At 33.7% G+C, this 23,563-nt stretch carries 19 protein-coding genes; 14 read left to right on the forward strand and 5 right to left on the reverse strand.

What is annotated here, in order from left to right; all coding sequences use genetic code 11:
* Positions 1-4 precede the first annotated feature (4 nt).
* The 3 genes from DU428_RS03665 to DU428_RS03675 all read left to right on the forward strand — a co-directional run bounded on the left by DU428_RS03665 (position 5) and on the right by DU428_RS03675 (position 1,773).
* Positions 5-385 carry a TraR/DksA family transcriptional regulator gene (locus DU428_RS03665; RefSeq protein ID WP_072347510.1) on the forward strand — a complete coding sequence of 127 codons (381 nt, stop codon included), beginning with the start codon at positions 5-7 and terminating at the stop codon, positions 383-385.
* A gap of 115 nt (positions 386-500) precedes the next feature.
* Complete coding sequence (locus DU428_RS03670; protein WP_083584952.1) at positions 501-1,121, forward strand: DUF4097 family beta strand repeat-containing protein; 621 nt, start codon at positions 501-503, stop codon at positions 1,119-1,121.
* A 31-nt stretch (positions 1,122-1,152) separates the two neighbouring features.
* Complete coding sequence (locus DU428_RS03675; protein ID WP_072347508.1) at positions 1,153-1,773, forward strand: lipoprotein signal peptidase; 621 nt, start codon at positions 1,153-1,155, stop codon at positions 1,771-1,773.
* Here DU428_RS03675 and DU428_RS03680 read toward each other — a convergent pair.
* From DU428_RS03680 to DU428_RS03695, 4 genes are read right to left on the reverse strand one after another with little or no spacing between them, the layout of a single operon-like run.
* On the reverse strand, positions 1,770-2,333 hold the full coding sequence (locus DU428_RS03680; RefSeq protein ID WP_072347507.1) for a 5-formyltetrahydrofolate cyclo-ligase: 564 nt from the start codon (positions 2,331-2,333) through the stop codon (positions 1,770-1,772). The two genes, DU428_RS03675 and DU428_RS03680, sit on opposite strands and share 4 nt — an antisense overlap.
* Positions 2,330-3,298: a succinylglutamate desuccinylase/aspartoacylase family protein gene (locus DU428_RS03685; protein WP_072347505.1), complete on the reverse strand. Its 969-nt coding sequence runs from the start codon at positions 3,296-3,298 to the stop codon at positions 2,330-2,332. Before DU428_RS03685 ends, DU428_RS03680 begins: the two co-directional genes overlap by 4 nt.
* A gap of 20 nt (positions 3,299-3,318) precedes the next feature.
* Positions 3,319-4,200 carry a 30S ribosomal protein S6--L-glutamate ligase gene (rimK, locus tag DU428_RS03690; protein WP_072347503.1) on the reverse strand — a complete coding sequence of 294 codons (882 nt, stop codon included), beginning with the start codon at positions 4,198-4,200 and terminating at the stop codon, positions 3,319-3,321.
* Complete coding sequence (locus DU428_RS03695; RefSeq protein WP_113965821.1) at positions 4,197-4,622, reverse strand: ATP-dependent zinc protease family protein; 426 nt, start codon at positions 4,620-4,622, stop codon at positions 4,197-4,199. Before DU428_RS03695 ends, rimK begins: the two co-directional genes overlap by 4 nt.
* A gap of 131 nt (positions 4,623-4,753) precedes the next feature.
* On the opposite strand from DU428_RS03695, the gene uvrC reads away from it, so the two are divergent.
* The 10 genes from uvrC (at position 4,754) to DU428_RS03745 (ending at position 19,504) form a co-directional block, all read left to right on the forward strand.
* The gene (gene uvrC, locus DU428_RS03700) at positions 4,754-6,547 is read left to right on the forward strand and encodes an excinuclease ABC subunit UvrC (protein ID WP_072347499.1); all 1,794 of its coding nucleotides are present in this window, start codon (positions 4,754-4,756) and stop codon (positions 6,545-6,547) included.
* On the forward strand, positions 6,544-8,775 hold the full coding sequence (locus tag DU428_RS03705; protein ID WP_113965822.1) for a patatin-like phospholipase family protein: 2,232 nt from the start codon (positions 6,544-6,546) through the stop codon (positions 8,773-8,775). Before uvrC ends, DU428_RS03705 begins: the two co-directional genes overlap by 4 nt.
* A gap of 136 nt (positions 8,776-8,911) precedes the next feature.
* Positions 8,912-10,069: a homogentisate 1,2-dioxygenase gene (locus DU428_RS03710; protein WP_072347495.1), complete on the forward strand. Its 1,158-nt coding sequence runs from the start codon at positions 8,912-8,914 to the stop codon at positions 10,067-10,069.
* Positions 10,070-10,261: 192 nt separating this feature from the next.
* Positions 10,262-11,425 carry a 4-hydroxyphenylpyruvate dioxygenase gene (hppD, locus tag DU428_RS03715; RefSeq protein WP_072347493.1) on the forward strand — a complete coding sequence of 388 codons (1,164 nt, stop codon included), beginning with the start codon at positions 10,262-10,264 and terminating at the stop codon, positions 11,423-11,425.
* Between the two features lie 156 nt (positions 11,426-11,581).
* On the forward strand, positions 11,582-12,364 hold the full coding sequence (locus DU428_RS03720) for a DUF3108 domain-containing protein (RefSeq protein ID WP_072347491.1): 783 nt from the start codon (positions 11,582-11,584) through the stop codon (positions 12,362-12,364).
* Between the two features lie 7 nt (positions 12,365-12,371).
* Positions 12,372-13,289, forward strand: coding sequence for a tryptophan 2,3-dioxygenase family protein (locus tag DU428_RS03725; protein ID WP_113965823.1), 918 nt, complete (start codon positions 12,372-12,374; stop codon positions 13,287-13,289).
* Positions 13,289-14,563, forward strand: coding sequence for a M23 family metallopeptidase (locus DU428_RS03730; RefSeq protein ID WP_072347488.1), 1,275 nt, complete (start codon positions 13,289-13,291; stop codon positions 14,561-14,563). The genes DU428_RS03725 and DU428_RS03730 overlap by 1 nt, the downstream gene beginning before the upstream one ends.
* Positions 14,564-14,566: 3 nt before the next feature.
* The gene (gene pgi, locus DU428_RS03735; protein ID WP_113965824.1) at positions 14,567-16,189 is read left to right on the forward strand and encodes a glucose-6-phosphate isomerase; all 1,623 of its coding nucleotides are present in this window, start codon (positions 14,567-14,569) and stop codon (positions 16,187-16,189) included.
* 160 nt (positions 16,190-16,349) lie between these two features.
* Positions 16,350-18,956 carry a TonB-dependent receptor gene (locus tag DU428_RS03740; RefSeq protein WP_113965825.1) on the forward strand — a complete coding sequence of 869 codons (2,607 nt, stop codon included), beginning with the start codon at positions 16,350-16,352 and terminating at the stop codon, positions 18,954-18,956.
* Positions 18,957-19,063: 107 nt separating this feature from the next.
* Positions 19,064-19,504: a hypothetical protein gene (locus DU428_RS03745; protein ID WP_072347482.1), complete on the forward strand. Its 441-nt coding sequence runs from the start codon at positions 19,064-19,066 to the stop codon at positions 19,502-19,504.
* Between the two features lie 69 nt (positions 19,505-19,573).
* On the opposite strand, the gene DU428_RS03750 is transcribed toward DU428_RS03745, so the two are convergent.
* On the reverse strand, positions 19,574-20,632 hold the full coding sequence (locus DU428_RS03750) for an endonuclease/exonuclease/phosphatase family protein (RefSeq protein ID WP_113965826.1): 1,059 nt from the start codon (positions 20,630-20,632) through the stop codon (positions 19,574-19,576).
* A 140-nt stretch (positions 20,633-20,772) separates the two neighbouring features.
* Between DU428_RS03750 and DU428_RS03755 the strand changes: the two genes are divergently transcribed.
* On the forward strand, positions 20,773-23,547 hold the full coding sequence (locus tag DU428_RS03755) for a peptidase associated domain and porin domain-containing protein (RefSeq protein WP_072347478.1): 2,775 nt from the start codon (positions 20,773-20,775) through the stop codon (positions 23,545-23,547).
* The last annotated feature ends 16 nt before the right edge of the window (positions 23,548-23,563 follow it).

A 23,563-nucleotide genomic window follows, 5' to 3' on the forward strand; every position in this document is an offset into this window, starting at 1 on the left:
AATTATGGCGACAGACATTAACGTAAGATACGCAGATAAAGACCTAGCGGAATTTAAAGAACTTATTCAAGAAAAAATTAAGAAAGCACAGCACGATTTAGAGCTCATACAAAGTGCGTATATGAATGACCATAATAATGGTACAGATGATACGTCACCTACCTTCAAGGCTTTTGAAGAAGGAAGTGAAACCATGAGTAAGGAGGCGAACTCACAATTAGCAATTAGACAAGAGAAGTTTATTCGTGATCTTAAAAATGCTTTAATTAGAATTGAAAACAAAACCTATGGGGTTTGTAGAGTTACAGGTAAACTGATAAACAAAGAGCGTTTAAAATTAGTTCCTCATGCTACTTTAAGCATCGAAGCTAAAAACATGCAATAATTCACTCCTTAGTAATAAGGAATTATAAAAATATTTTAACTTTTAGAAGCGCTTCAATTATATTGAGGCGTTTCTTTTTTATCGCATTTTAGCTTTTCGTAAGCGGGCTCCTATTATGAAGCAATTATATATTATTTTAAGTTTATTCTTCACTTTTATTTCACAAGCACAAAGTGTTTCGGAGAAAATAATTGTTGCTGCAGATATAACAAGTATTCAAATTGATGGGAATTCTATGTTTAAAATAGAAGTAGAATCGAAACCTGTTGATGAAATTAGCATACAATCTAGGGTAGAAGGAGAAAATAATGCAGGCTATATTCTTGTTACAGAAATCAAAAATGAGACGCTTTATATTGCCGTAAAAAAGCAACCTAGTTTTAAAAATGCAAACGATAAGTTAAGTGCCCATAAAGTTATTTCGATAGAACTATTTTTGGTTTTTCCTGAAAATAAGGAGCTTTCTATTGTATCAGACATTGCTTCGGTAGATTTAAAAGGCATTTATAAAAAAGCAGTTGTTAGTCTCTTTAATGGAAATTGTAACTTTCATTCCTTTCGTGGGAATGCCAAAATAAACACTATTGATGGAAATGTTTACCTAGAAACAAACTATGCTAAAATCACTGCGCACTCTAAAAATGGCAAAATCGAAAAAGAAAAAATAGTGGCAGGTGAACATGTTATTAGCACAAAAACTATAAACGGAAACATTAGACTCACTAAAAGTCAATAATATTTCTATTTTTGTTAGTTGATACTATGCCATGACTTTAAAGAAATCTATCCTTCTTATTATTATCATTTTATTAATTGATCAAATTAGTAAAATATATATCAAAACAAATTTCATTCTAGGAGAAAGCTATGCGGTTTTCGACTGGTTTAAAATTTATTTTATAGAGAATGACGGTATGGCTTGGGGTACAAAATTTAGTGATTTCGCTTCTTTTATTAGTGAAAGAACAGGGAAGGTAGCGCTGACACTTTTTAGAATTGTTGCTATTTTCGGAATTGGGTATTGGTTATATGATGCGGTGAAGAAGCAAAGCGCTACGGTACTTATACTTGCAATTACCTTTGTTTTTGCGGGTGCTTTAGGAAATATAATTGATTCTACTTTCTACGGAGTCTTGTTTGATGATAGCTACCATCAAGTGGCTACTTTTTTGCCAGAAGGTGGTGGTTATGATAATTTGCTTCACGGTAGGGTGGTAGATATGCTATATTTTCCAATTTGGAAAGGTTATTTACCAGAGTGGTTGCCACTATATGGAGGTAAGTATTTTACTTTTTTTGAGCCTGTTTTTAATGTGGCAGATATGGCTATAAGCACGGGGTTTATCATGCTTTTAGTGTTTAATAAAAAAGCTTTTTCTAAAGATTAAAAAGTGTATGCTTTCATTGGAGTCACACAATAATCCAAAGGAATATCCTTCTCGTAGATGTCTGAAATTAAAGGCTCTGCTTCAAAAAAAGAGAGGCCGATTTTAATGGTTTCAGGTTTGCAGTCTGATAGAAATCTATCATAAAAACCTTTTCCGTAACCAACTCTATTTCCTTTGTTATCAAAGGCTAAAAGCGGAACAAACACCACTTCGATACTTTCTGCAGCAATAGGAATTCCGTCCACTGGTTCGGGAATATTATATTTGTTTTTTTTGATAACAGTGTTATCTGTAAGTAGGAAGTTTTGAAGTAATCCTGTTTTAAAATCGCTTTTAGAAATTACAATATTTTTGTCTTTTCCTGATAGAATATTTAGAATATAGTCTGTGTTTACTTCCTCTTGTTGTACAATAGATAAGAATACATGATAAAAAGAGTGGCTCCAAATATCTAAGTTCAATAACTGATTGGCAATTTGCAAGCTATAATCATCTACCTTGCTTGGAGATAGTTTTTTTCGCTTTAATCGGTACGCTATTCTTAACTCTGCTTTTGTCATATCTTGTCTTTTGAAATATGAAACAATGCGTCTCCTTGGTAAACAATTGGCAATTCGTTTACATTGATGATGTACCCGGTATTATCTGCTTTTACAAAGTGGTTAAACTTTCCGTATGGATCTGTAATATTTCCTATGATTTCATCTTTTTGAACAATGCTATTTATTGCAGCAGTAGCTTTAAACATACCAGAATACTTAGCTCTTATCCATTTGCTTTCATGAATAAAAACACAGTCTTTTTTAGGTTTTGAAACCTTAAACTTCGCAGAAAGCATTCCTAAACTATGAAGCACTCGCTTCACACCATTCACACCATGATTTGTAACCGTATTATCTATATGAAAAGACTTTCCTCCTTCAAAAAGCAACATAGGTTTCCCTAATTTATGGCAAGTGCTTCTGAAAGATTTGTTGAGGTTTTTTGAGTATAGAACAAAAGGAGCTCCAAACTTTTGAGCTAATTGATCTAGTTTTTTGCTTCCTTTTATAATTCTAATTTGTGGCGCATTAAATCGGCCAGCTCCCCCTGTATGGAAATCCATTATAAAATCTACCTCATGAATTACCTCCTTGATAAGTTTGTGGGCAACCCTACTTGCTAAAGAGCCTTTTAGGCTTCCTGGGAATACGCGGTTAAGATCTCTTCCGTCAGGGAAATCTCTTGTGATATTTATAAATCCGAAAACGTTGATTACAGGAATACAAATAATGGTTCCCGATTTTGGTTTGTTAATCCCTTTTGCAATGATTTGTCTTACAATTTCTACTCCATTTACTTCGTCTCCATGAATTCCAGCAGTAAGTAAAACCGTAGGTCCTGGTTTTTTAGAGCGTTCAACAAATACAGGGACTTCTACCGAGTTAGAAGTGTGTAACTTGGCCACCTCAAAAGTAACTTCCTTACTTTCGCCTAGCTTTATCTTTTCCCCAAGAATAGTTATTACTTCCTTATTGTATATCATTGTTTTCGTTTTGCGATATGCTATTTCTTGTTTCTATTTCTTTCGATATAGGCAATAATATTTTTTGCAATATTTTTCTGAGTAGCACCTTCAATACCTTCTAATCCAGGGGTAGAATTTACTTCTAGGATCAGTGGTCCTCTACTAGATTGTAGCATATCTACACCACAAACAGGGAGTTTTAAAGCTTGTGAAGCGTTAATTGCTAAACGTAATTCTGCTTCGCTTAACCTTATAACTTCTGCGCTTCCTCCTCTGTGTAAGTTAGAGCGGAATTCTCCATCTTTACCTTGTCTTTTCATTGCACCAACCACTTGCCCATCTACAATTAAAGCACGTAAATCTGCTCCTTTCGCTTCGCCAATAAATTCTTGTACAATTACTCTTGCTTCTAGTCCGTTAAAAGCCTCTAGTACCGATTCGGCTGCGTTTTTAGTTTCTGCTAAAACTACACCTAGTCCTTGAGTTCCTTCTAATAATTTTATAATTACTGGTACGCCACCAACGTGTTCTATAACTTCTTCTACGTCTCTAGAATAGTTTGTAAAAACCGTTTTAGGCATTCCAATTCCTGCTTTGCTTAAGTGTTGTAAGCTTCGTAGTTTATCTCTAGAACGTTGTATCGCGTTACTAGTAACAATGGTAAAGACGTTCATCATTTCAAATTGTCTTACCACTGCACAACCATAAAAGGTAATAGAAGCACCAATTCTTGGTATGATTGCATCTACATAATCTAGATATCTGTCTTTATAAAAAATGGTAGGCTTTTCTTGTTCAATAATAATATCACACTTTAAAGGATCAATAACCTCCACCTTGTGTCCACGTTTTACGCCTTCTTCAACTAATCTTTTTGTAGAATATAAATGCGCGTTGCGTGATAAAATAACTATGTTCATAATGTCTTTAAATTGTATGATATGTTTTCTTGGTCTACATCTACCAAGAATTTTTGTTTTAAAAATTGTCTACCTATAAGAACAGGAAACTTCATGTCCTCTCTAGTGCTTAAAGTTAAGTTAATCTTGTACTTTTTTCCAAAAAAAATGACTTCTGATTTTACTTTGTATCTGTTTTCTCTAAATCCGTTACTACTTTTAACATCGGTTTTAGAATAAGTGTCAAAAATCACCTCTTTTCCGTTAAAGTTTGGGTGTCCTTTGCTGTAAAAGGTGCATCTTAAGGTTTCTCCTTCTACTTTAATTTCAGAACAATGGATGGCAGATGTATAAGCACCAGTGTCTATCTTAACATCTATATTGTATAATTCTAGTTTAGGGAAGTCTACTCTGTCCACCCTTCCTATTGTTTTTTTTGTCATGTTAATTTTTTAAAAAAGAGGCGCAATGTAATGAATTAGAACTTGTAAAAAATATCTTTTTAAAATAAAAAATTCCTGTTTAAAAGGTAGTAAATTTTTCTTAAAAAATTAAAAAGAAGTACATTTACAACATGCACAATTCTGCTTTAGAAATTCAAATAAAAACACTGCCTAGGTCTCCCGGAGTATATCAATACTTTGATGAAGAAGGTACGCTTATTTATGTTGGAAAAGCTAAAGATATAAAAAAAAGAGTAAGCTCTTATTTCACTAAAACGCATGATAGCGGAAAAACGAGAGTTCTAGTAAAAAAGATTGCAAGCATTAAGCATATTGTGGTTGCAACCGAAACAGATGCTTTGCTTCTAGAAAACAATCTGATTAAAAAGAACCGACCAAGGTATAACGTCTTGCTTAAAGATGATAAAACCTATCCTTGGATTTGTATAAAAAAAGAACGCTTTCCAAGAGTTTTTACTACGCGAAGAGTTATAAAAGATGGAAGCGAATATTTTGGTCCATACACCAGTATGAAAACCGTTTCTACTTTGTTGGACTTAATCAAAGGGCTGTATCCGTTACGAACATGCAAGTACGATTTGGCTGCTGATAAAATTTCCTCCGGAAAATATAAAGTCTGTTTAGAATACCATTTAGGAAACTGTAAGGGAGCCTGTGAAGGATTGGAAACCACGGAATCTTATGACAAGAATATTGTTGCTATTCGAGAGATTTTAAAAGGAAATTTTAAAGACTCTCTATCGCAATTCAGGTTGCAAATGAAGCGTTTTGCTGAAAACCTACAGTTTGAAGAAGCGCAAAAAATGAAAGACAAGATTGCGGTTCTTGAAAATTATCAAGCAAAATCTACTATTATAAATCCTAAGATTAGCAATGTAGATGTGTTTAGTATAGTTAGTGATGAAAGCTTTGGTTATGTGAATTTTCTTCAGATTTCTTACGGTTCTATTATACGTTCGCATACATTAGAAATCAAGAAAAAGCTAGACGAAACCGATAAGGAATTACTACAGCTAGCAATCACTGAAATTAGACAGCGATTTCATTCCAATTCAAAAGAAATTTACGTACCTTTTAAAGTAGATGTAGGAGAAGATTTAAAGGTTACGGTTCCGCAGTTAGGAGACAAAAAACACATTTTAGATTTATCTATTCGCAATGCGAAATACTATAGAATGGATCGATTTAAACAAATTAAAATCACAGATCCAGATAGGCATACCAATAGAATCATGGCGCAAATGAAAACAGATTTGCGATTGCATGAAGAACCTAGGCATATTGAGTGTTTTGATAACTCGAATATTCAAGGAACACACCCGGTTGCTGCATGTGTAGTTTTTAAAAACGGGAAGCCAAGTAAGAAGGATTACAGGCATTTTAATATAAAAACAGTAGCGGGGCCTGATGATTTTGCTTCTATGGAAGAAGTTGTGTACAGAAGATATAAGCGCTTGTTGGAAGAAAAGGAAAGTTTGCCACAGCTTATTATTATTGATGGAGGAAAAGGGCAACTTTCCTCGGCTTTAAAAAGTCTAGACGCTTTAGGTTTACGAGGAAAAATTGCAATCATCGGAATTGCAAAGCGTTTGGAAGAATTATTCTATCCAGATGATCCAATTCCGTTATATTTAGATAAAAAAAGCGAAACACTTAAAATTGTTCAGCAATTAAGAAACGAAGCGCATCGCTTTGGAATAGAACATCATAGAAATAGGCGAAGCAAAACCGCTTTAAATACCGAGTTAGAGTCTATTGCAGGAATTGGTGAGAAGACTATAGTAGATTTGTTGAAACATTTTAAATCGGTTAAAAGAATTTCGCATGCTAAATTAGATGAGCTAGAAGCTGTGATAGGCGTTTCAAGAGCAGAAAAAATTTATAATTATTATCATAGTACATGAAAAAAATCATCATTATATTAATTTTGTTTTTAGGCTTAACAGGCTATTCTCAAAAACAAGAGCAAAAAGACTTAAAAGTTGGGTTGGTTTTAAGTGGAGGAGGTGCAAAGGGGCTTGCGCATATTGGTGCACTTAAGGTTTTAGATAGTTTAGGAGTGCGAGTAGATTATGTGGCAGGAACTAGTATGGGGGCTATTATTGGATCTTTATATGCTTCGGGGTACTCTGGAAAAGCAATAGATTCTATTTTTAAAGTAGTAGATTTTGATGCCATTATAAATGATAATTTACCACGTAAGGCCAAAACATTCTACGAGCGAGAAAACTCCGAAAAATATGCGGTAACACTTCCGTTTAAAAACTTTAAAGTCAAATTGCCTCAAGCGCTATCTCGAGGGCAAAACACTATGAGTTTGCTTACTAAGTTAACCTTGCATGTTAGTGATGTTGAAGATTTTTCTAAGTTACCAATTCCGTTTTTCTGTGTTGCAACCAATGTAGAAAATGGAGAGGCTGTTTATTTAGAGTCAGGGAGTTTGCCACAAGCAATATTGGCTTCTGGAGCATTTCCTTCTTTGTTTAAACCCGTGAGAATAGATGATCAGGTATTAATTGATGGCGGTGTGGTAAATAATTACCCAATTGATGAACTCCGTGCTAAAGGAATGGATGTTATTATAGGTGTAGATGTGCAAGACGACCTAGCAACTAGTGAGCAGTTAGAATCGGCAGCAAGTATTCTGCTTCAAATTAACAACTACAGAACGATTAATGATATGAAAGTCAAGTCTAAAATGACAGACATTTATATTAAACCAGATATTTCAAACTTCAATGTGGTTTCCTTTGGAGAAGGCAGAACTATTATTGACAACGGATTTAAAGAAACATTAAAGCATATTGATGCCTTAGATAGTGTTCTAAATCGACAGGTAAAAAAGAAAGAGCAGTTCCCTGCGATTAAGCCAATTGATAGTCTTTTTATACGAGAAGTAAATATTGGAGGCTTAGATAAATACACTCGAGCTTATGTTTTAGGAAAGCTGAAGTTTCAGCCAGGCCAAAATAAGATTAGTTATAACACTTTTCAAGAAGGGGTAAATAATTTAGCAGCAACAAATAACTTTGAAAATATTAGCTATAAGTTGGTGCATTCTTTGGTAGACGATACTTATATTATGAACGTAAACCTAAAGGAAAGTAATAGAAACACCCTGTTAAAACTAGGGCTTCATTATGATGATTTATATAAAAGTGGCCTTTTATTAAATGTAACTCAAAAGAAATTGCTTTTTAATAGTGATGTGGCTTCCTTAGATTTTGTTTTAGGGGATAATATTAGATATAATTTTGATTATTATATAGATAAAGGTTTTTATTGGAGTATTGGGCTTCGATCCAGGTTTAATCAATTTAAACATAATATAAATGCTAGAATTATATTAACTCCAGAACAGCAAGAAATTATTAATGTTAATCAGCTAGATGCTAAGCTAACGGATTTTACCAATCAGTTTTATTTGCAAACTCTTTTTAGAAAAGACTTTTCTTTAACCCTTGGTGCAGAACACAAGCATTTAAAAATTAACACTAAAACCATTTTGACCAATACAAATAAAGATAAAACTACCTTTGATAATAGTGATTATTTAAGTCTGTATGGAAAGTTAAAATTTGATACTTATGATAATAAATATTTCCCTAAAGACGGCATGTACTTTGATGGAGACTTTCATTTGTATTTTTATTCATCCGACTACAATAATAATTTCGAGCAGTTTTCTTTAGCTAAAGCAACCATAGGTTATACCAAAAGTTTTGGAAAATTCACCACGAATATTACTACGCAGGGAGGTTTTAAAGTTGGAGATACAGGTGTTAGATACTTAGATTTTGTTTTGGGGGGATATGGAAATGATTTTATAAATAATTTCAAATCGTTTTACGGATATGATTTTATGTCTATTACCGGAAATAGCTTTGTAAAAGGAACTATTACTTTAGATTACGAAATCTTTAAAAAGAACCATATAAATTTTGCCGCGAATTACGCGAATGTAGAAGATAATATTTTTGAAACAGGGGAATGGCTTACTGCCCCAGATTACTCGGGGTATGCAGTTGGGTATTCTTTAGATACTTTTATAGGTCCTATTGAAGCGAAATATTCTTGGTCTCCTGAGGCTAAAGATGGCAATTGGTTTTTTAATGTAGGCTTCTGGTTTTAAGAAGGTCTAATGTTTAAATGTAGAAGTTGCGTTTTTTGTTGTTATGTGTGATGAATCAAGACGTAATCACTAAGCCAAAAAGCAGGCTGATTAATAAAAAAATCACGATATTTGTGACAGACCAAAAATTATAAAAATGCCATTTTATCATAAACTTGGAAAAATTCCACCAAAAAGACATACGCAGTTTAGAAAGCCTGATGGCTCACTTTATGCAGAGCAGCTTTTTGGAACTGTAGGTTTTGATGGTATGTATACCAATTCATACCATGAACAGCGACCAACACAAGTAAAGGAAATTAGAAAACAATATAGTGTTGCTCCTAAAATTGCCAAAGCCAATCATATACAATCGTATCGCTTTAGAGGTTTTCAAGTAAAACCAGAAAAAGATTATTTAGAAAGCCGGAAAGCAGTGCTTACCAATAGCGATTGTACTATTGTTTTAGCGGCGCCAAAAGAATCTACAAGAGATTATTTCTATAAAAACACAGATGCAGACGAGCTTATTTTTATCCATAAAGGCACTGGTAAGTTAAGAACCATGTTGGGTAATATAGATTTTAAGTATGGAGACTATCTACTAGTTCCAAGAGGAATTATCTACAAGATAGATTTTGATACAGAAGATAATAGACTATTTATAGTAGAGTCTAAAAGACCAATCTATACACCAAAACGTTATAGAAACTGGTTTGGACAGTTATTAGAACACTCTCCTTTTTGCGAACGCGATATTCGTCGCCCGCAAGAGCTAGAAACCAATAATGAAAACGGAGACTTTATTATAAAAGTAAAAAAGCAAGATGATATTTTCGAAATGGTTTACGCATCGCATCCTTTTGATGTAGTAGGTTATGATGGATATAATTATCCGTATGCTTTTTCTATCCATGATTTTGAGCCAATAACCGGGAGAATTCATCAACCGCCACCAGTACATCAAACTTTTGAAACAGATGCTTTTGTGGTTTGTAGTTTTGTTCCAAGGCTGTATGATTATCACCCGGATTCTATCCCAGCACCTTATAACCATAGTAATATAGATAGTGATGAGGTTTTGTATTATGTAGATGGTGATTTTATGAGTAGAAATGATATAGATGCCGGTCATATCTCTTTACACCCTGCGGGAATACCTCATGGTCCGCACCCAGGAGCAACAGAACGCAGTATTGGAAAAACAAAAACAGACGAACTTGCTGTTATGGTAGATACTTTTAAACCATTAATGGTTACTGAGGAAGCAATGAAAATTGCAGACGAAGAATACCTAAAATCTTGGTTAGAGTAGTTATAAGGAAGAAGAATTGATACGGGAGATATTTTTATAACTATCTATTGGTTCTTATATTTGAGGATTAACACAACTAAATAATAATTAATTATAATAGTAGAATTTAAAATAGGAAGAAGCAATTTAAGCTGCAGTGCTTTATAATACTTCTTTTACCTCCAAATTCTATTATTCTAAATAAGAAACACAATGAGTAAAAAAGAAGTAAAATCAGTAAATTACGGTTTAGAAAAAATATTTGACGGCGCGCAAGATTTTTTACCACTTTTAGGTACCGACTATGTAGAGTTTTATGTAGGTAATGCAAAACAAGCGGCGCACTACTATAAAACAGCATTCGGTTTTCAGTCGTACGCTTATAAAGGTTTGGAGACAGGTTCTAGAGATTCTGTGAGCTATGTTTTAAAACAAGATAAAATCCGTTTAGTATTAACAACTCCTTTAAATAGTAAATCACCAATTAACGATCATATTGTAAAACATGGTGATGGTGTAAAAGTGATTGCTCTTTGGGTAGAAGATGCTAAGAAAGCATACGAAGAAACTACAAAAAGAGGCGCAAAATCTTATATGGAGCCAGTTGTTGAAAAAGACGAATATGGTGAAGTAGTAAGAGCGGGAATTTATACTTATGGTGAAACGGTACATATGTTTGTAGAGCGTAAAAACTACGACGGTGTGTTTATGCCAGGATTTGTAGAATGGAAAAGCGAATACAACCCAGAGCCGGTAGGTTTTAAGTTTATCGATCATATGGTTGGTAACGTAGGTTGGAACCAAATGAACACATGGGTAAAATGGTACGAAGAAGTAATGGGGTTTGTTAACTTCCTATCCTTTGATGACAAGCAAATCCATACAGAATACTCGGCGCTTATGAGTAAGGTGATGAGTAATGGTAACGGAAGAATTAAATTCCCAATCAACGAGCCAGCAAAAGCAGCTAAGAAATCTCAAATTGAAGAATATTTAGATTTTTATGAAGGTTCTGGAGTACAGCATATTGCAGTAGCAACAGACGATATTATAAAAACGGTTTCGCAACTTAAATCTAGAGGGGTTGAATTTCTTCCACCACCACCACAAGCATATTACGATGATATTCCAAGACGTTTAGGCGATCATATGGAAATCATGAAAGAAGATATTAAAGAACTTCAAAAGCTATCTATTTTAGTAGATGCAGATGAAGAAGGTTATTTATTACAAATCTTTACTAAGCCTGTAGAAGACAGACCAACTTTATTCTTTGAAATCATTCAACGAATGGGAGCACAAGGATTTGGAGCAGGAAACTTTAAGGCACTTTTTGAATCTATTGAGAGAGAGCAAGCTTTAAGAGGAACGCTATAGTAAATCTTCATGCTAACAATTATAAAACTCTAAGTTTATAGGCTTAGAGTTTTTTTGTTTTTATACTTTTGGAATAGTAATTGTATTTATTGATTTATAATAATTTATGTAAGATGAAAAGTTCTTTTTAAATTACATCTACAATTACAAACAACTATGAAAAAGACATTATTTATATTAGCCTCTATATTTTTAATGACAAGCTCTTTTGCTCAAGAAGAAAGCGCTTTTCAGGCCGGAGAGTGGTTTCGTTTTGAGATGAGTTATAGTGGTTTCCTAAAAGCGGGAAATGCCACACTTACTGTAAAAGAAGACCAAATTAAAGGAAGGCCAGTTTACCATGTTGTTGGTAAGGGGTGGACTACCGGTGCTATTAAGTGGTTTTTTAAGGTGAAAGATAGATATGAAAGTTATTTTGATAAGCAAACCCTATTGCCATACAGGTTTATAAGAAATATAGATGAAGGTGGCCATACGAAAGATATCGAAATTCATTTTGATCAGAAAAATCAAAAAGCTTACGTACATAACAAAAAGTACCATGAAAAATCGGTGATAGATACGAAGCCAAACGTTCAAGATATGGTTTCTATGTATTACTATTTAAGAAATAAAATAGATATTGCATCTCTTAAAGTAGGGGACGAAATTCATACAGATATGTTTTTTGATGAAGAAAACTATGGTTTTAAGCTGAAATATTTAGGAGAAGAAATAATATCTACTAAATTTGGAAAAGTGCAAACAGTAAAGTTTCGACCTTACGTAATGGCAGGTAGAGTTTTTAAAGAAGAGGAAAGTTTAACGCTTTGGGTTTCTAAAGACAAAAACAAAGTGCCTTTACGTATAAAAGCAGATTTAGCTGTAGGCTCACTTCGATCTGATTTAGAAGCCTTTAAAGGATTAAAATATCCTTTCAATATTGTTGTGAATAATTAAAAAAACCATGGAAAAAGAAATAACCAACCAGCTTAAAGATAAATACAGTAAAATAGGTCAGAACCTAGATACGCATTTAGAAGGGTTACTGTATAGTAAACCAATGAATTATTGGGATTATATTCAAACAGATGCCTTATTAAACCTGCAAATTCAACGTACCGAACTACCAGATGAAATGGTGTTTATCATGTATCATCAAATAAACGAGTTGTTGTTTAAAATGATACTATGGGAAATTGGTCAGGTTGCAAAAAAAGAAAATCTAACGGTAGATTTCTTTTCTGAAAAACTTATGCGTGTAAGTCGTTATTTCGATATGCTTTCTTCCTCTTTTACTATTATGCAGGACGGGATGGAGATAGAGCAATACAATAAATTCCGAAACACCTTAGCTCCAGCAAGTGGTTTCCAAAGTGCACAATATCGAAAAATTGAATTTGCTTCAACAGAATTAATCAATCTTATAGATAATAGATTTAGAGAAACTATTGACCGAAATACTCCATACGAGCATGCTTTTGATCATTTATATTGGCAAGCTGCAGGAAAAGATTATAAAACCGGGAAGAAAAGCTATTTATTAACAGTTTTTGAAGAAAGATATAAAGACGAATTTCTTAGATTTGCTGCATTCTATAATACGCATAATTTGTGGACAAAGTTTAAAGAACTCCCACAAGAAGCTAGAGAAGACAAAAAACTAATTGATGCCATGCGTCATTACGATTATACTGTTAATATAAAATGGGTTATGGCCCATTATAATGCAGCAAATCACTACTTAAATATAGGAGGTGAAACTGCAGAAGCGACAGGAGGAAGTGATTGGACAAAATACATGCATCCAAAATATCAAAGAAGAATATTTTTTCCAGAACTATGGAGCGAGAAAGAATTAAGAGAGTGGGGAACAAATGTATAATGCTATTTGCAGCTATATGTCTATTTTATAGTTGTAAAGAAGATCCAAAAGAAGAAGAATTAGAAGATTTAGCGGTTGTTGAAGCCGAGCCGGAACAAATACTAGAGTTTGGGTTTAACCTTAACGATTATATTGTTAAAAGAGATACCATAAGAAGAGGCGATAGTTTCGGAGAGATTTTAGAACGAAATAATATTGGCTACCCTCAAATTTTTCAAATTGCAGAAAAAGCGAAAGACACTTTTGATATTAGAAAGTTGCAAATAGGAAAACCTTATACGCTTTTATGTGCAAAAGGAGATTCGCTAGAGAAGCCTAAATGTTTTATTTACCAGCCAAACAAGGAAGAGTATGTGGTTATAAACTTCCAAGACTCTATTCATGCTTATACTAGCAGAAAACCTATAAAGTATGTTGAAAAAGAAGTAACAGGAATAATTACTTCTAATATTTCACAGGCACTAGACGATCAGGGTGTAAGCGTTGCATTGGCATATAAAATGTCAGATATTTATGCTTGGACTATAGATTTCTTCCGCCTTCAAAAGAATGATAAATTTAAGGTTATTTATACCGAAAAATTTATTGACGATTCTATTTATGCAGGAATAGATAATATTAAAGCCGCTTACTTTGAGCACAATAAAGAGCCTTTTTATGCCTTCGAATTTGAAACTGATTCTGTTAGAGGGTTAAAAGATTATTTTAACGAAGAAGCAAATAATCTACGTCGTGCCTTTTTAAAAGCACCGGTGGAGTACAAACGAATTTCTTCTAGATATAATTTAAGAAGACGTATTGCTTTATACGGAAACAGAATCCGTCCACATAAGGGAACAGATTTTGCTGCCAATATTGGTACGCCAATTCGTGCCACAGCCAATGGAACCGTTACAAAGTCTAGTTTTACTAGAGGAAATGGTAATTATGTAAAAATCCGACATAATGCTACTTACGAAACGCAGTACCTTCACATGAAAAAGCAAAATGTAAAGGCAGGGCAATATGTAAAACAAGGAGATATTATTGGTTGGGTTGGTATGACAGGAAATACATCTGGCCCTCACGTATGTTACCGATTCTGGAAAAACGGAAAACAAGTAGATCCTTTCAAGGAAGATCTTCCGGAAGCGGAACCAATATCTGATAGTTTAAAAGCTAAATATTTAGATTTTATTAAGCCGTTAAAAACACAATTAGACAATATTCCGTTTTCATATTCAGAAATAGATAGTATATTAGATGGTAATTTAATTACTGAAGCTAATAACTAATTCATGCATATTTCTAAAATTAACCCAACAACTACTGCTGCTTGGAAAAATCTTGAAAAACATTTCAAGAAAGTGCAGCATGTAGCCATGAAGGACTTGTTTGCTCAAAATCCTAACCGAGCAAAGGACTTCACTATTAGGTGGGAAGATTTTTATGTAGACTTTTCAAAAAACCGAATCACAGATGAAACCTTTCGTCTTTTGCTTCAATTAGCAGATGAGGTGCATTTAAAAGAAGCTATTCAAGCATATTTTTCAGGAGAAAAAATTAATGAAACCGAAAATAGAGCAGTTCTACATACAGCTCTAAGAGCATCTGGGAATGCCGATGTTAAGGTAGACGGTGTGCATATCATGCCGGAAGTTATTTCTGTAAAAGAAAAAATAAAACACTTCACGGAAGCTATAGTCTCTGGAAAACAAAAAGGGTTTACCAATAAAGCTTTTACAGATGTTGTAAACATAGGTGTTGGTGGTTCCGATCTTGGGCCTGCTATGGCTGTTGAGGCACTTCAGTATTATAAAAACCATCTAATAACACATTTTGTGAGTAATGTAGATGGGGATCATATTCAAGATATAATTAATAAAATTAATCCTGAAACCACCCTTTTTATTGTTGTTTCTAAATCGTTTACTACGCAAGAAACTATTTCTAACGCTAAGACGATTAAAGATTGGTTCCTGTCTAGAGAATTTGGTGCAAAACAAGAGGATATAGCTAAACACTTTGTTGCGGTTTCAGCAAATATTGAGAAAGCTAAAGTATTTGGTATAAATCCAACTAATATTTTCCCGATGTGGGATTGGGTTGGAGGTCGTTTCTCCTTATGGAGCGCAGTAGGTTTGTCTATAAGCTTAGCTGTTGGAAACGATCATTTTGAAAAGCTTTTACAGGGAGCAAATAAAATGGATATTCATTTTAAGACGGAAGCATTTAAGTCTAATATCCCTGTGATTCTTGCCTTATTAGGAGTTTGGTATACTAATTTTTATCAGACAGAAAGTGAGGCGGTTATTCCTTATTCTCAATACCTCGACAAGTTTGTTGCATATCTGCAGCAGGGAGTTATGGAAAGTAACGGTAAAGGTGTAGATAGAAATGGCAAGCCAGTAAATTACCAGACCGGTAGTATTATATGGGGTGGGCCAGGAACGAATGCGCAGCATGCTTTTTTTCAATTAATACACCAAGGAACCAAACTTATTCCTACCGATTTTATAGGCTTTGTACAATCCTTACACGGAAATAAAGGCCATCATGACAAACTCATGTCTAACTTTTTTGCACAGACCGAAGCTCTTTTAAATGGGAAAAACATTACTGAGGTAGATGGAAATGAAGCAGTTATTCCTTTTAAGGTTTTTGAAGGAAATAAGCCAACAAATACCATTTTAATAAATAAACTCACACCGGAAAGTTTAGGAAAGCTCATTGCTATGTACGAACACAAGATATTTGTACAAGGAATTATTTGGAACATCTTCAGTTTCGATCAGTTTGGAGTTGAATTAGGCAAGAAATTAGCAGGGGATATATTAAATGATTTAGAGGAAGGTGCTTTTGTCAATCATGATACTTCCACTTCAGAATTATTAAAATATTATGTTAATTTAACAAAATAATTGTTGAAAACTCTGTTTATAGCTTTTTATACTGATTATTAGATATGTATAAATAAGTGATATCTTAGTGATTCAAGAAAAATGTTAACCTTAAGTTAATGTTAAACCATTAATTCCTCGTATTTTTGCAAAAAATTTTAAACAATCCAAATTCATTAAGATGAAGAACATTAAAAGATTTTTATTTTTAGTAGGGGCACTTGTGCTTACTACAGGAACTATGGCACAAAGTACTATCACAGGTACTGTTATTGATGCCGAAATGAACGCACCGCTTCCTGCTGCGAACATTATTGAAAAAGGCACTAAAAACGGAGTGTCATCTGATTTTGATGGTAATTTCACAGTAACAACACAAGCAAACTCAGGAGTAATTGAGATTTCTTATGTAGGTTATACTACTATCAGAAAGCCATTTAACGGTAATACTAATTTAGGTAAAATCGTATTAAAAAGTGACAACTCATTAGAAGAGGTTGTTGTTATGGGATCTGGTGTAATCGATTTAGCAGAAGACAGAAAAACACCTGTTGCTGTATCTACGATTAAAGCAGCTGAGATTCAACAAAAAATAGGAACTCAAGATGTTACAGCAACATTAGTAAACACACCATCTGTGTATGTTTCTGGACAAGCTGGAGGTTTTGGAGACACTAACATGCGTGTTCGTGGATTTGACCAAGATAACACTGCTTTCTTATTAAACGGACAGCCAATTAACGGTATGGAAGACGGTAAAATGTACTGGTCTAACTGGTCTGGAGTATCTGATATCGCATCTGCGGTTCAAATACAAAGAGGTCTTGGTTCTTCTAAATTAGCAATATCTTCTGTTGGAGGTACTGTTAACTTTGTAACAAAATCTACAGATAAAAGAGAAGGTGGTTTTGCTGCGGTTTCTACAGGTTACAACAATTACGTTAAAACTGCTTTAGGTTATAGTACTGGTGTAAGTGATAATGGATTTGGAGCAACAGTTATGTTGTCTCATTGGCAAGGTGATGGTTACAACTTTGGAACGAAAGGGCAAGGACAAACATATTTTGTTTCTTTTGGTTACGAAATTAACGAAGCACATAGCTTAAACTTCTTAGTTACTGGTGCACCACAATGGCATGACCAAAACTTTAGAAAAAGAATTTCTGACTATTTAGAGCACGGTAAGAAATATAACTATAACTATGGTTACCTTAATGGTGAATACACAACATTAAGAAGAAACTTCTACCACAAACCAGTAACTAACTTAAACTGGGATTGGACAATTAATGAAAAATCAAGCTTATCAACAGTTGTTTATGCTTCATGGGGACGTGGAGGAGGAACTGGTGGTTACGGAAACGGAAACAACTATGTACCTAATGGAGTAACTGCAGATGGTCTTGTTAACTTTGATGCACTTCAAGATTATAACAGCACTGTAAACGGAGGAATTGGTAATGCTGGTTCTTACACAGGTTCTGGTATTCGTGCTTCTATGAATAATCACGCTTGGTATGGTTTAGTTACTAACTATGAAAATGAATTATCTGATAACTTAAGCTTAAACTTTGGTGCAGATTTACGTACTTATAAAGGAACACACTTTAGACAATTAGTTAACCTTTTAGGGTTAAACGGATTTAACGAAGGTGGAATTAGCGAACAATATGCAGATCCTTATGTAGTATCTTCAACATTTAGTACAGACCCATGGTCTTCATTATTTAACTTTGCAGACGAAGACGAAAGAATTGCATACGATTACGATGAGCGTATTACTTACGCAGGAGTATTTGGTCAGTTAGAGTATTCTAAAGATAAATATTCTGCATTCGTACAAGCAGCTGCTTCTACTCAAAGTCACCAAAGATGGGATAGATTCAACTACACAAAAGAAAACGAAGAATCAGAAAAAGTAAATAATACTGGTTATAATATTAAAGCTGGAGGTAGCTATTCTTTAGGTGAAAATGGTAAAATTTATGCTAACGCAGGATATTACTCACGTCAACCTTACCACGATAATATCTACTTAAACTTCACAAACGAAGTGAACCCATTAACTGAAAATGAGAAGATATTAGGGTTAGAAGTTGGTTACTCTTATACTTCATCTGTATTCTCTGCAGCTATTGATTTATATAGAACATCTTGGAAAGATCGTGTAGTATCTTCATCTTATACAGATAATACAAACGCATTATTCTTTGAAACTGATGAAGGTGTAGAGCAACTACACACAGGTGCTGAGCTACAATTATTATACAGACCTATCAATTCTTTAAAATTAAAAGGATTTGCTTCTGTTGGTAACTGGGAATATATTGGAGATGCACAAACAACAACAAGAAACGAAGATCTTGAAACTATCTCTGTAGATATGGAAGATGTAGACGGAGGTAAAGTAGGAGGTGCTGCACAAACTACTTTAGGTTTAGGGTTTGATTACGACATTGTTGAAAGATTCTCTATTGATGCAGATTACAGACACTATGATAACTTATATGCTGATTCTGGAGCAAGAAAAGAAAATATTGAATTACCAAGCTTTGGTTTAGTAGATATGGGATTATCTTACAAAATGTTAGTAGGAAAAGACAAGTCTAACTCTGTTAACTTAAGATTTAACATCAACAACTTACTTGACGAAGAGTATATTTCTCAATCAAGTACTGCCATCAAAGCAGAAGCTGGAGATGCTACTTATATGGGTCTTAACCAAAAGAACCAAGTATACTTTGGAAACGGAAGAACTTGGAACTTTGGAATTAGATATAAATTCTAATTTTCAATTAAGTTAAAACTTTATAAAAAACCTCTTCCCTGATTGGAAGAGGTTTTTTTATATCTAAAAATGAGTACCTTTGTTTCAACTAATTCAAACTTAAAAATATGTATAGTACTGTAAAAACTCTTCACTCTTATTGGGCTTATTTGGTTCTTATTATTTTATTAATAGCAGTTGTAAATGCTATTTATAAAAGATTTTCTAATAAAGAGTATCAAGCTACAGATTTTAGAATTGCATTATTTACTTTAATAGTATCTCATACGCAATTACTTATTGGTCTTGTGCTTTATTTTGTTTCCCCAAGATTAAGCTTATTTAGTGAGCTTGGTATGGGAGCGGTGATGAAGGACTCTATGAATAGATTATATTTAGTAGAGCATCCTATTATTAATATTCTAGCAATTGTGTTTATAACTATTGGTTATTCTAAACACAAAAAGAAATTAACATCTTTACCTAAATTCAATGCTATAGCAATTTTCTATAGTATTGGTTTGGTGTTGTTCTTATCTAGAATTCCATGGAATGTATGGCTGGCTTAATAGCTTCTAGCATACAAAAAAGGCTTCCGTTATTGGAAGCCTTTTTTGTTTCTATAATTTCAAGTTTTCTTATTCAGAAACCTCTTTGATGATATAATTGTATACTGGGAAGTGATCACTATATCCATCTGTAAATCCGCCATCGGCAAAACTACGTTTAGGGTATCCCTTGTATCTACCGTGTTTATTTACTAGGTATTGTTTATTGAAAATCCCAGCTTTATAAAGTCTAAAAGAAGAATAGTCTTTTTCAATTAGTGGTTGTGTAACCATGATTTGATCAAATAGACTCCATGCATCTCTATATGCGTTAGATCCTAATCCGTCCTTTTTAAACATATCGATATAAGGATTATAAACTCCTTTTAATCCAACTTTATGTTTTTTGTTTTTCGCTTTTAGCACATCTAATACGCTAGCGTTTGTAGGGTTATCATTTAAATCGCCCATAATAAATACTTTCGCATAAGGATCAATAGATTGTAAGGAATCTAAAATACTCTTTGTCAATCTTGCCGCAGCAACACGTTTTGGTCTACTTTTCGCTTCTCCACCGCTACGAGAAGGCCAGTGATTAACTATAAAATGTACCATTTCGCCATCAAGTTTACCGCTAACTAATAATTGATCTCTTGTATAAATACGTTTTCTAGAAGTATCATCATAGATTTTTAATTCATGATTACTTGTGGAAAGTGGCGTAAAGAATTTCTTTTGGTATAGAAGTGCTACATCAATACTTCTTAGGTCTGGAGAGTTATAATGAACAATTCCGTAGTCGTAATTAATTAAAGAAGGGTCGTTTACCACATCCTCTAATACTTCTCTGTTTTCTACCTCACAAACTCCCATAATTACCGGAGCGTTATTGGTTACCTCTTTCCCTACTTCGGAAATAACCTTAGCCATATTTACTACCTTTTTTTGGTAGGTTTCATATTGCTTTGTTTTCATTTCCATTATCGGACTTCTCTCATCAAATTTTGTTGGGTCGTTAATGGTGTCAAACAAATTTTCAAGATTATAAAAACCAACTGTATGGACTTTGAACTTCTTTTTTTCTTGTGCTTCAACACTAATAATAGCTACTAAACAAAGGGTTGTTAGCCAAAATTTTAAATTTTTCATGTAGTAATATTGTTATGTTATAGTTATGTTAATACAAAACCTCTGCCAAAAGTAGATATTTATTATAAATAATGTAAATTTGCATGCGTTAAATAGTATTTATTTAACGTATAAAAAGTTTATTAACTATAAATTTAAGTATGCAAAAAAGATTTTTAATTCTTTTCTTCGGAATTTTATCAGGCTTTACCATGTTTGCGCAGCAAACGGTAGTGACGGGTAGTGTAAAACAACCTATTTCGTTAGAGCCAATTTCAGACGTTACTGTTACAATTGAAGGAACAAACCTTTCTACTCTAACCAATGAGCTAGGAGTGTTTGCTTTTAACAGTAAATTGCCTTTTGGCGAACAAGTATTAAGATTAACAAAAAATGGTTTCGTTCCACAGCGTTACCCAATTATTGTTAATGAAGGTGAAACCTTAACCATTGATGATATGGTAATGGAAAAAGATCTTTCAGGAAATGATTTATTTACTATTACATTATCTGACGATGAGTTAAATGATGATACTAGTGGAGCAGATAATATTTCTGGTCTTTTATCATCCTCTAAAGATGTTTTTCAACGTACAGCTGCTTTTGAATTCAGTTCTTCTTTCTTTAAGGTGAGAGGATTAGATTCAGAAAACGGTTCAGTTCTAATCAACGGAATTGAAATGAACAAGCTTTACAATGGAAGACCACAATGGAGTAACTGGGGAGGGCTTAACGATGTTATGCGTAACCAAGAATTAACTTCAGGATTAACTCCTTCTGCTTACAACTTTGGTGGTATTTTAGGGACAACTAACATGAACACTAGAGCTTCTAGCTACAGAGAAGGTGGTCGTGTAACTTACTCTTCTTCAAACAGAAGTTATACTAACCGTTTAATGGCTAGTTATGCATCTGGATTGATGGAAGGCGGATGGTCTTATGCTATCATGGCAGGAAGACGTTGGGGTAATGAAGGTTTCCAAGATGCCTCTTTATATGACTCAAACTCTTTCTTTGTATCTGTTGAAAAGCAAATCAATGATAAGCATAGCTTAAACTTTACTTCTATATATGCACCTAACAGAAGAGGGAAATCTTCTCCTAATACGCAAGAAGTATATGATTTAAAAGGAATCAAGTATAACGAATACTGGGGATACCTTGACGGCGACAAAAGAAACTCTCGTATTAAAGAAGTAGAAGAGCCAGTTTTAATGTTAAACCACTACTGGGATCTTTCTTCTAAAACCCGATTAAATACCAACGTTGGATACCAATTTGGTAAATTAGGAAATAGCCGTTTAGATTATTCTGGAGGTTCTAACCCAAGTCCAGCATACTACCAAGACTTACCAAGTTATCATTTAGCTGATAGCGATGGACCAGATTACGCTGGTGCTTATTTAGCAGAGCAAGAATTTATAAACAACGGTCAAATTGATTGGAATTATATTTTTACAGCTAACTTAAATAACAACACAGATATTAACGGAAGCAGTCCTGCAGCATACGTACTATACGAAGACCGTGCAGACGATAAACAACTTACCGTAAACTCTATCTTAAGTTCAGAAATAAATGAAAACATCTTATTTAATGCTTCTATTAACTATAAGAAATTAAAATCTGAAAACTTTGGTGAAATATTAGATTTATTAGGTTCTACTATTGGTGCTTCTAACGTAGATTCTTTTGATAATTTCCAATACGACGCCCAAAACCCAGACAGAATTGTAGGAGAGGGAGATAAATTTAGATACAACTATAATTTATTTGCAGATGTGATTTCTGGATATGCTCAAGCGCAATTCAAATACAACAAAATAGATTTTTATCTTTCTGGTAGTGTAACAAATACTACTTACCAAAGAGAAGGTTTATGGGAGCACAGTAGATTTGCTGGAGATAAATCATACGGAAAAGGTGAGAAACTTACTTTTAACGGATTTGGTGCTAAAGCTGGATTTACTTATAAAATTACAGGAAAACATTTATTAGATGTTAATGGTGGTTATATAACAAGAGCTCCTTCTTTACGTAATACATTCTCTAACTCAAGAGAAAATCACAATGTGGTAAGAGGTATAGAAGAAGAAAAAGTAAATGCTTTTGATGCTAGTTATATTTTCAGATCTCCAATTGTTCAAGCAAAAATCACAGGATTCTATTCTACTATTAAAGATGCTAACGAAGTTGGTTTCTATTACGCAGATGGATTAAGTGGTGATGTAATTGCTGAAAACTCTACTTCCGCTTTCGTACAAGAAGTATTAACTGGAATTGATAAAAAGAATATTGGTGTAGAATTAGGTGTTGAAGCACAAGTAACTCCAACTATTAAATTAAAAGGAGCTGCTTCTCTAGGAGAATATACTTATGATAACAATCCTAACTTATACTTAACATCTGCAAGTTTTGAATCGGCTGACGGTTCTATTTCTTACGGACAAGCAAACTTAAAAGATTATAAAGTTGCAGGAGGACCACAACGTGCTGCTTCTGTAGGTTTTGAATACCGTGACCCAGATTACTGGTGGTTTGGTGCAACAGCAAACTTTTTCTCTAATGCTTATTTAGATGTTAATGCTTTAACTAGAACTAAGAACTTCTATTTAGACGCAGATGGATTACCTTTTAATGATTACGATGCTGAGTTAGCTAACGAATTATTAAAACAAGAAAAATTCGACGAGTATATGGTTGTTAATCTTGTAGGAGGTAAATCTTGGAAAATTGATCAATACTATGTTGGTTTCTTTGCTAGTATCGGAAACGTATTAGATAAAGAGTACAAAACAGGTGGTTTTGAGCAAGGTAGAAATGCAAACTTTAGAGAGTTAAGAGACGACAATGCAAACCCAAAACGTGTTTTTGGACCTAAATATTGGTACGGTCGTGGTACTAACTACTTTGTAAATGTGTACTTTAGATTCTAGAAAAGAAATAATAAAC

This window comes from Oceanihabitans sediminis, from assembly GCF_003337215.1.
Lineage (GTDB): Bacteria > Bacteroidota > Bacteroidia > Flavobacteriales > Flavobacteriaceae > Oceanihabitans > Oceanihabitans sediminis.

Bases quoted from the DNA above. Each gene is read 5' to 3' on its own strand.
- uvrC (WP_072347499.1), top strand. From the start codon at position 4,754: ATGCACAATTCTGCTTTAGAAATTCAAATAAAAACACTGCCTAGGTCT.
- hppD (WP_072347493.1), top strand. From the start codon at position 10,262: ATGAGTAAAAAAGAAGTAAAATCAGTAAATTACGGTTTAGAAAAAATA.
- DU428_RS03705 (WP_113965822.1), top strand. From the start codon at position 6,544: ATGAAAAAAATCATCATTATATTAATTTTGTTTTTAGGCTTAACAGGC.
- DU428_RS03685 (WP_072347505.1), bottom strand. From the start codon at position 3,298: ATGATATACAATAAGGAAGTAATAACTATTCTTGGGGAAAAGATAAAG.
- DU428_RS03740 (WP_113965825.1), top strand. From the start codon at position 16,350: ATGAAGAACATTAAAAGATTTTTATTTTTAGTAGGGGCACTTGTGCTT.
- DU428_RS03750 (WP_113965826.1), bottom strand. From the start codon at position 20,632: ATGAAAAATTTAAAATTTTGGCTAACAACCCTTTGTTTAGTAGCTATT.
- DU428_RS03720 (WP_072347491.1), top strand. From the start codon at position 11,582: ATGAAAAAGACATTATTTATATTAGCCTCTATATTTTTAATGACAAGC.
- DU428_RS03675 (WP_072347508.1), top strand. From the start codon at position 1,153: ATGACTTTAAAGAAATCTATCCTTCTTATTATTATCATTTTATTAATT.
- DU428_RS03745 (WP_072347482.1), top strand. From the start codon at position 19,064: ATGTATAGTACTGTAAAAACTCTTCACTCTTATTGGGCTTATTTGGTT.
- pgi (WP_113965824.1), top strand. From the start codon at position 14,567: ATGCATATTTCTAAAATTAACCCAACAACTACTGCTGCTTGGAAAAAT.
- DU428_RS03680 (WP_072347507.1), bottom strand. From the start codon at position 2,333: ATGACAAAAGCAGAGTTAAGAATAGCGTACCGATTAAAGCGAAAAAAA.
- rimK (WP_072347503.1), bottom strand. From the start codon at position 4,200: ATGAACATAGTTATTTTATCACGCAACGCGCATTTATATTCTACAAAA.
- DU428_RS03725 (WP_113965823.1), top strand. From the start codon at position 12,372: ATGGAAAAAGAAATAACCAACCAGCTTAAAGATAAATACAGTAAAATA.
- DU428_RS03670 (WP_083584952.1), top strand. From the start codon at position 501: ATGAAGCAATTATATATTATTTTAAGTTTATTCTTCACTTTTATTTCA.
- DU428_RS03665 (WP_072347510.1), top strand. From the start codon at position 5: ATGGCGACAGACATTAACGTAAGATACGCAGATAAAGACCTAGCGGAA.
- DU428_RS03695 (WP_113965821.1), bottom strand. From the start codon at position 4,622: ATGACAAAAAAAACAATAGGAAGGGTGGACAGAGTAGACTTCCCTAAA.
- DU428_RS03730 (WP_072347488.1), top strand. From the start codon at position 13,289: ATGCTATTTGCAGCTATATGTCTATTTTATAGTTGTAAAGAAGATCCA.
- DU428_RS03755 (WP_072347478.1), top strand. From the start codon at position 20,773: ATGCAAAAAAGATTTTTAATTCTTTTCTTCGGAATTTTATCAGGCTTT.
- DU428_RS03710 (WP_072347495.1), top strand. From the start codon at position 8,912: ATGCCATTTTATCATAAACTTGGAAAAATTCCACCAAAAAGACATACG.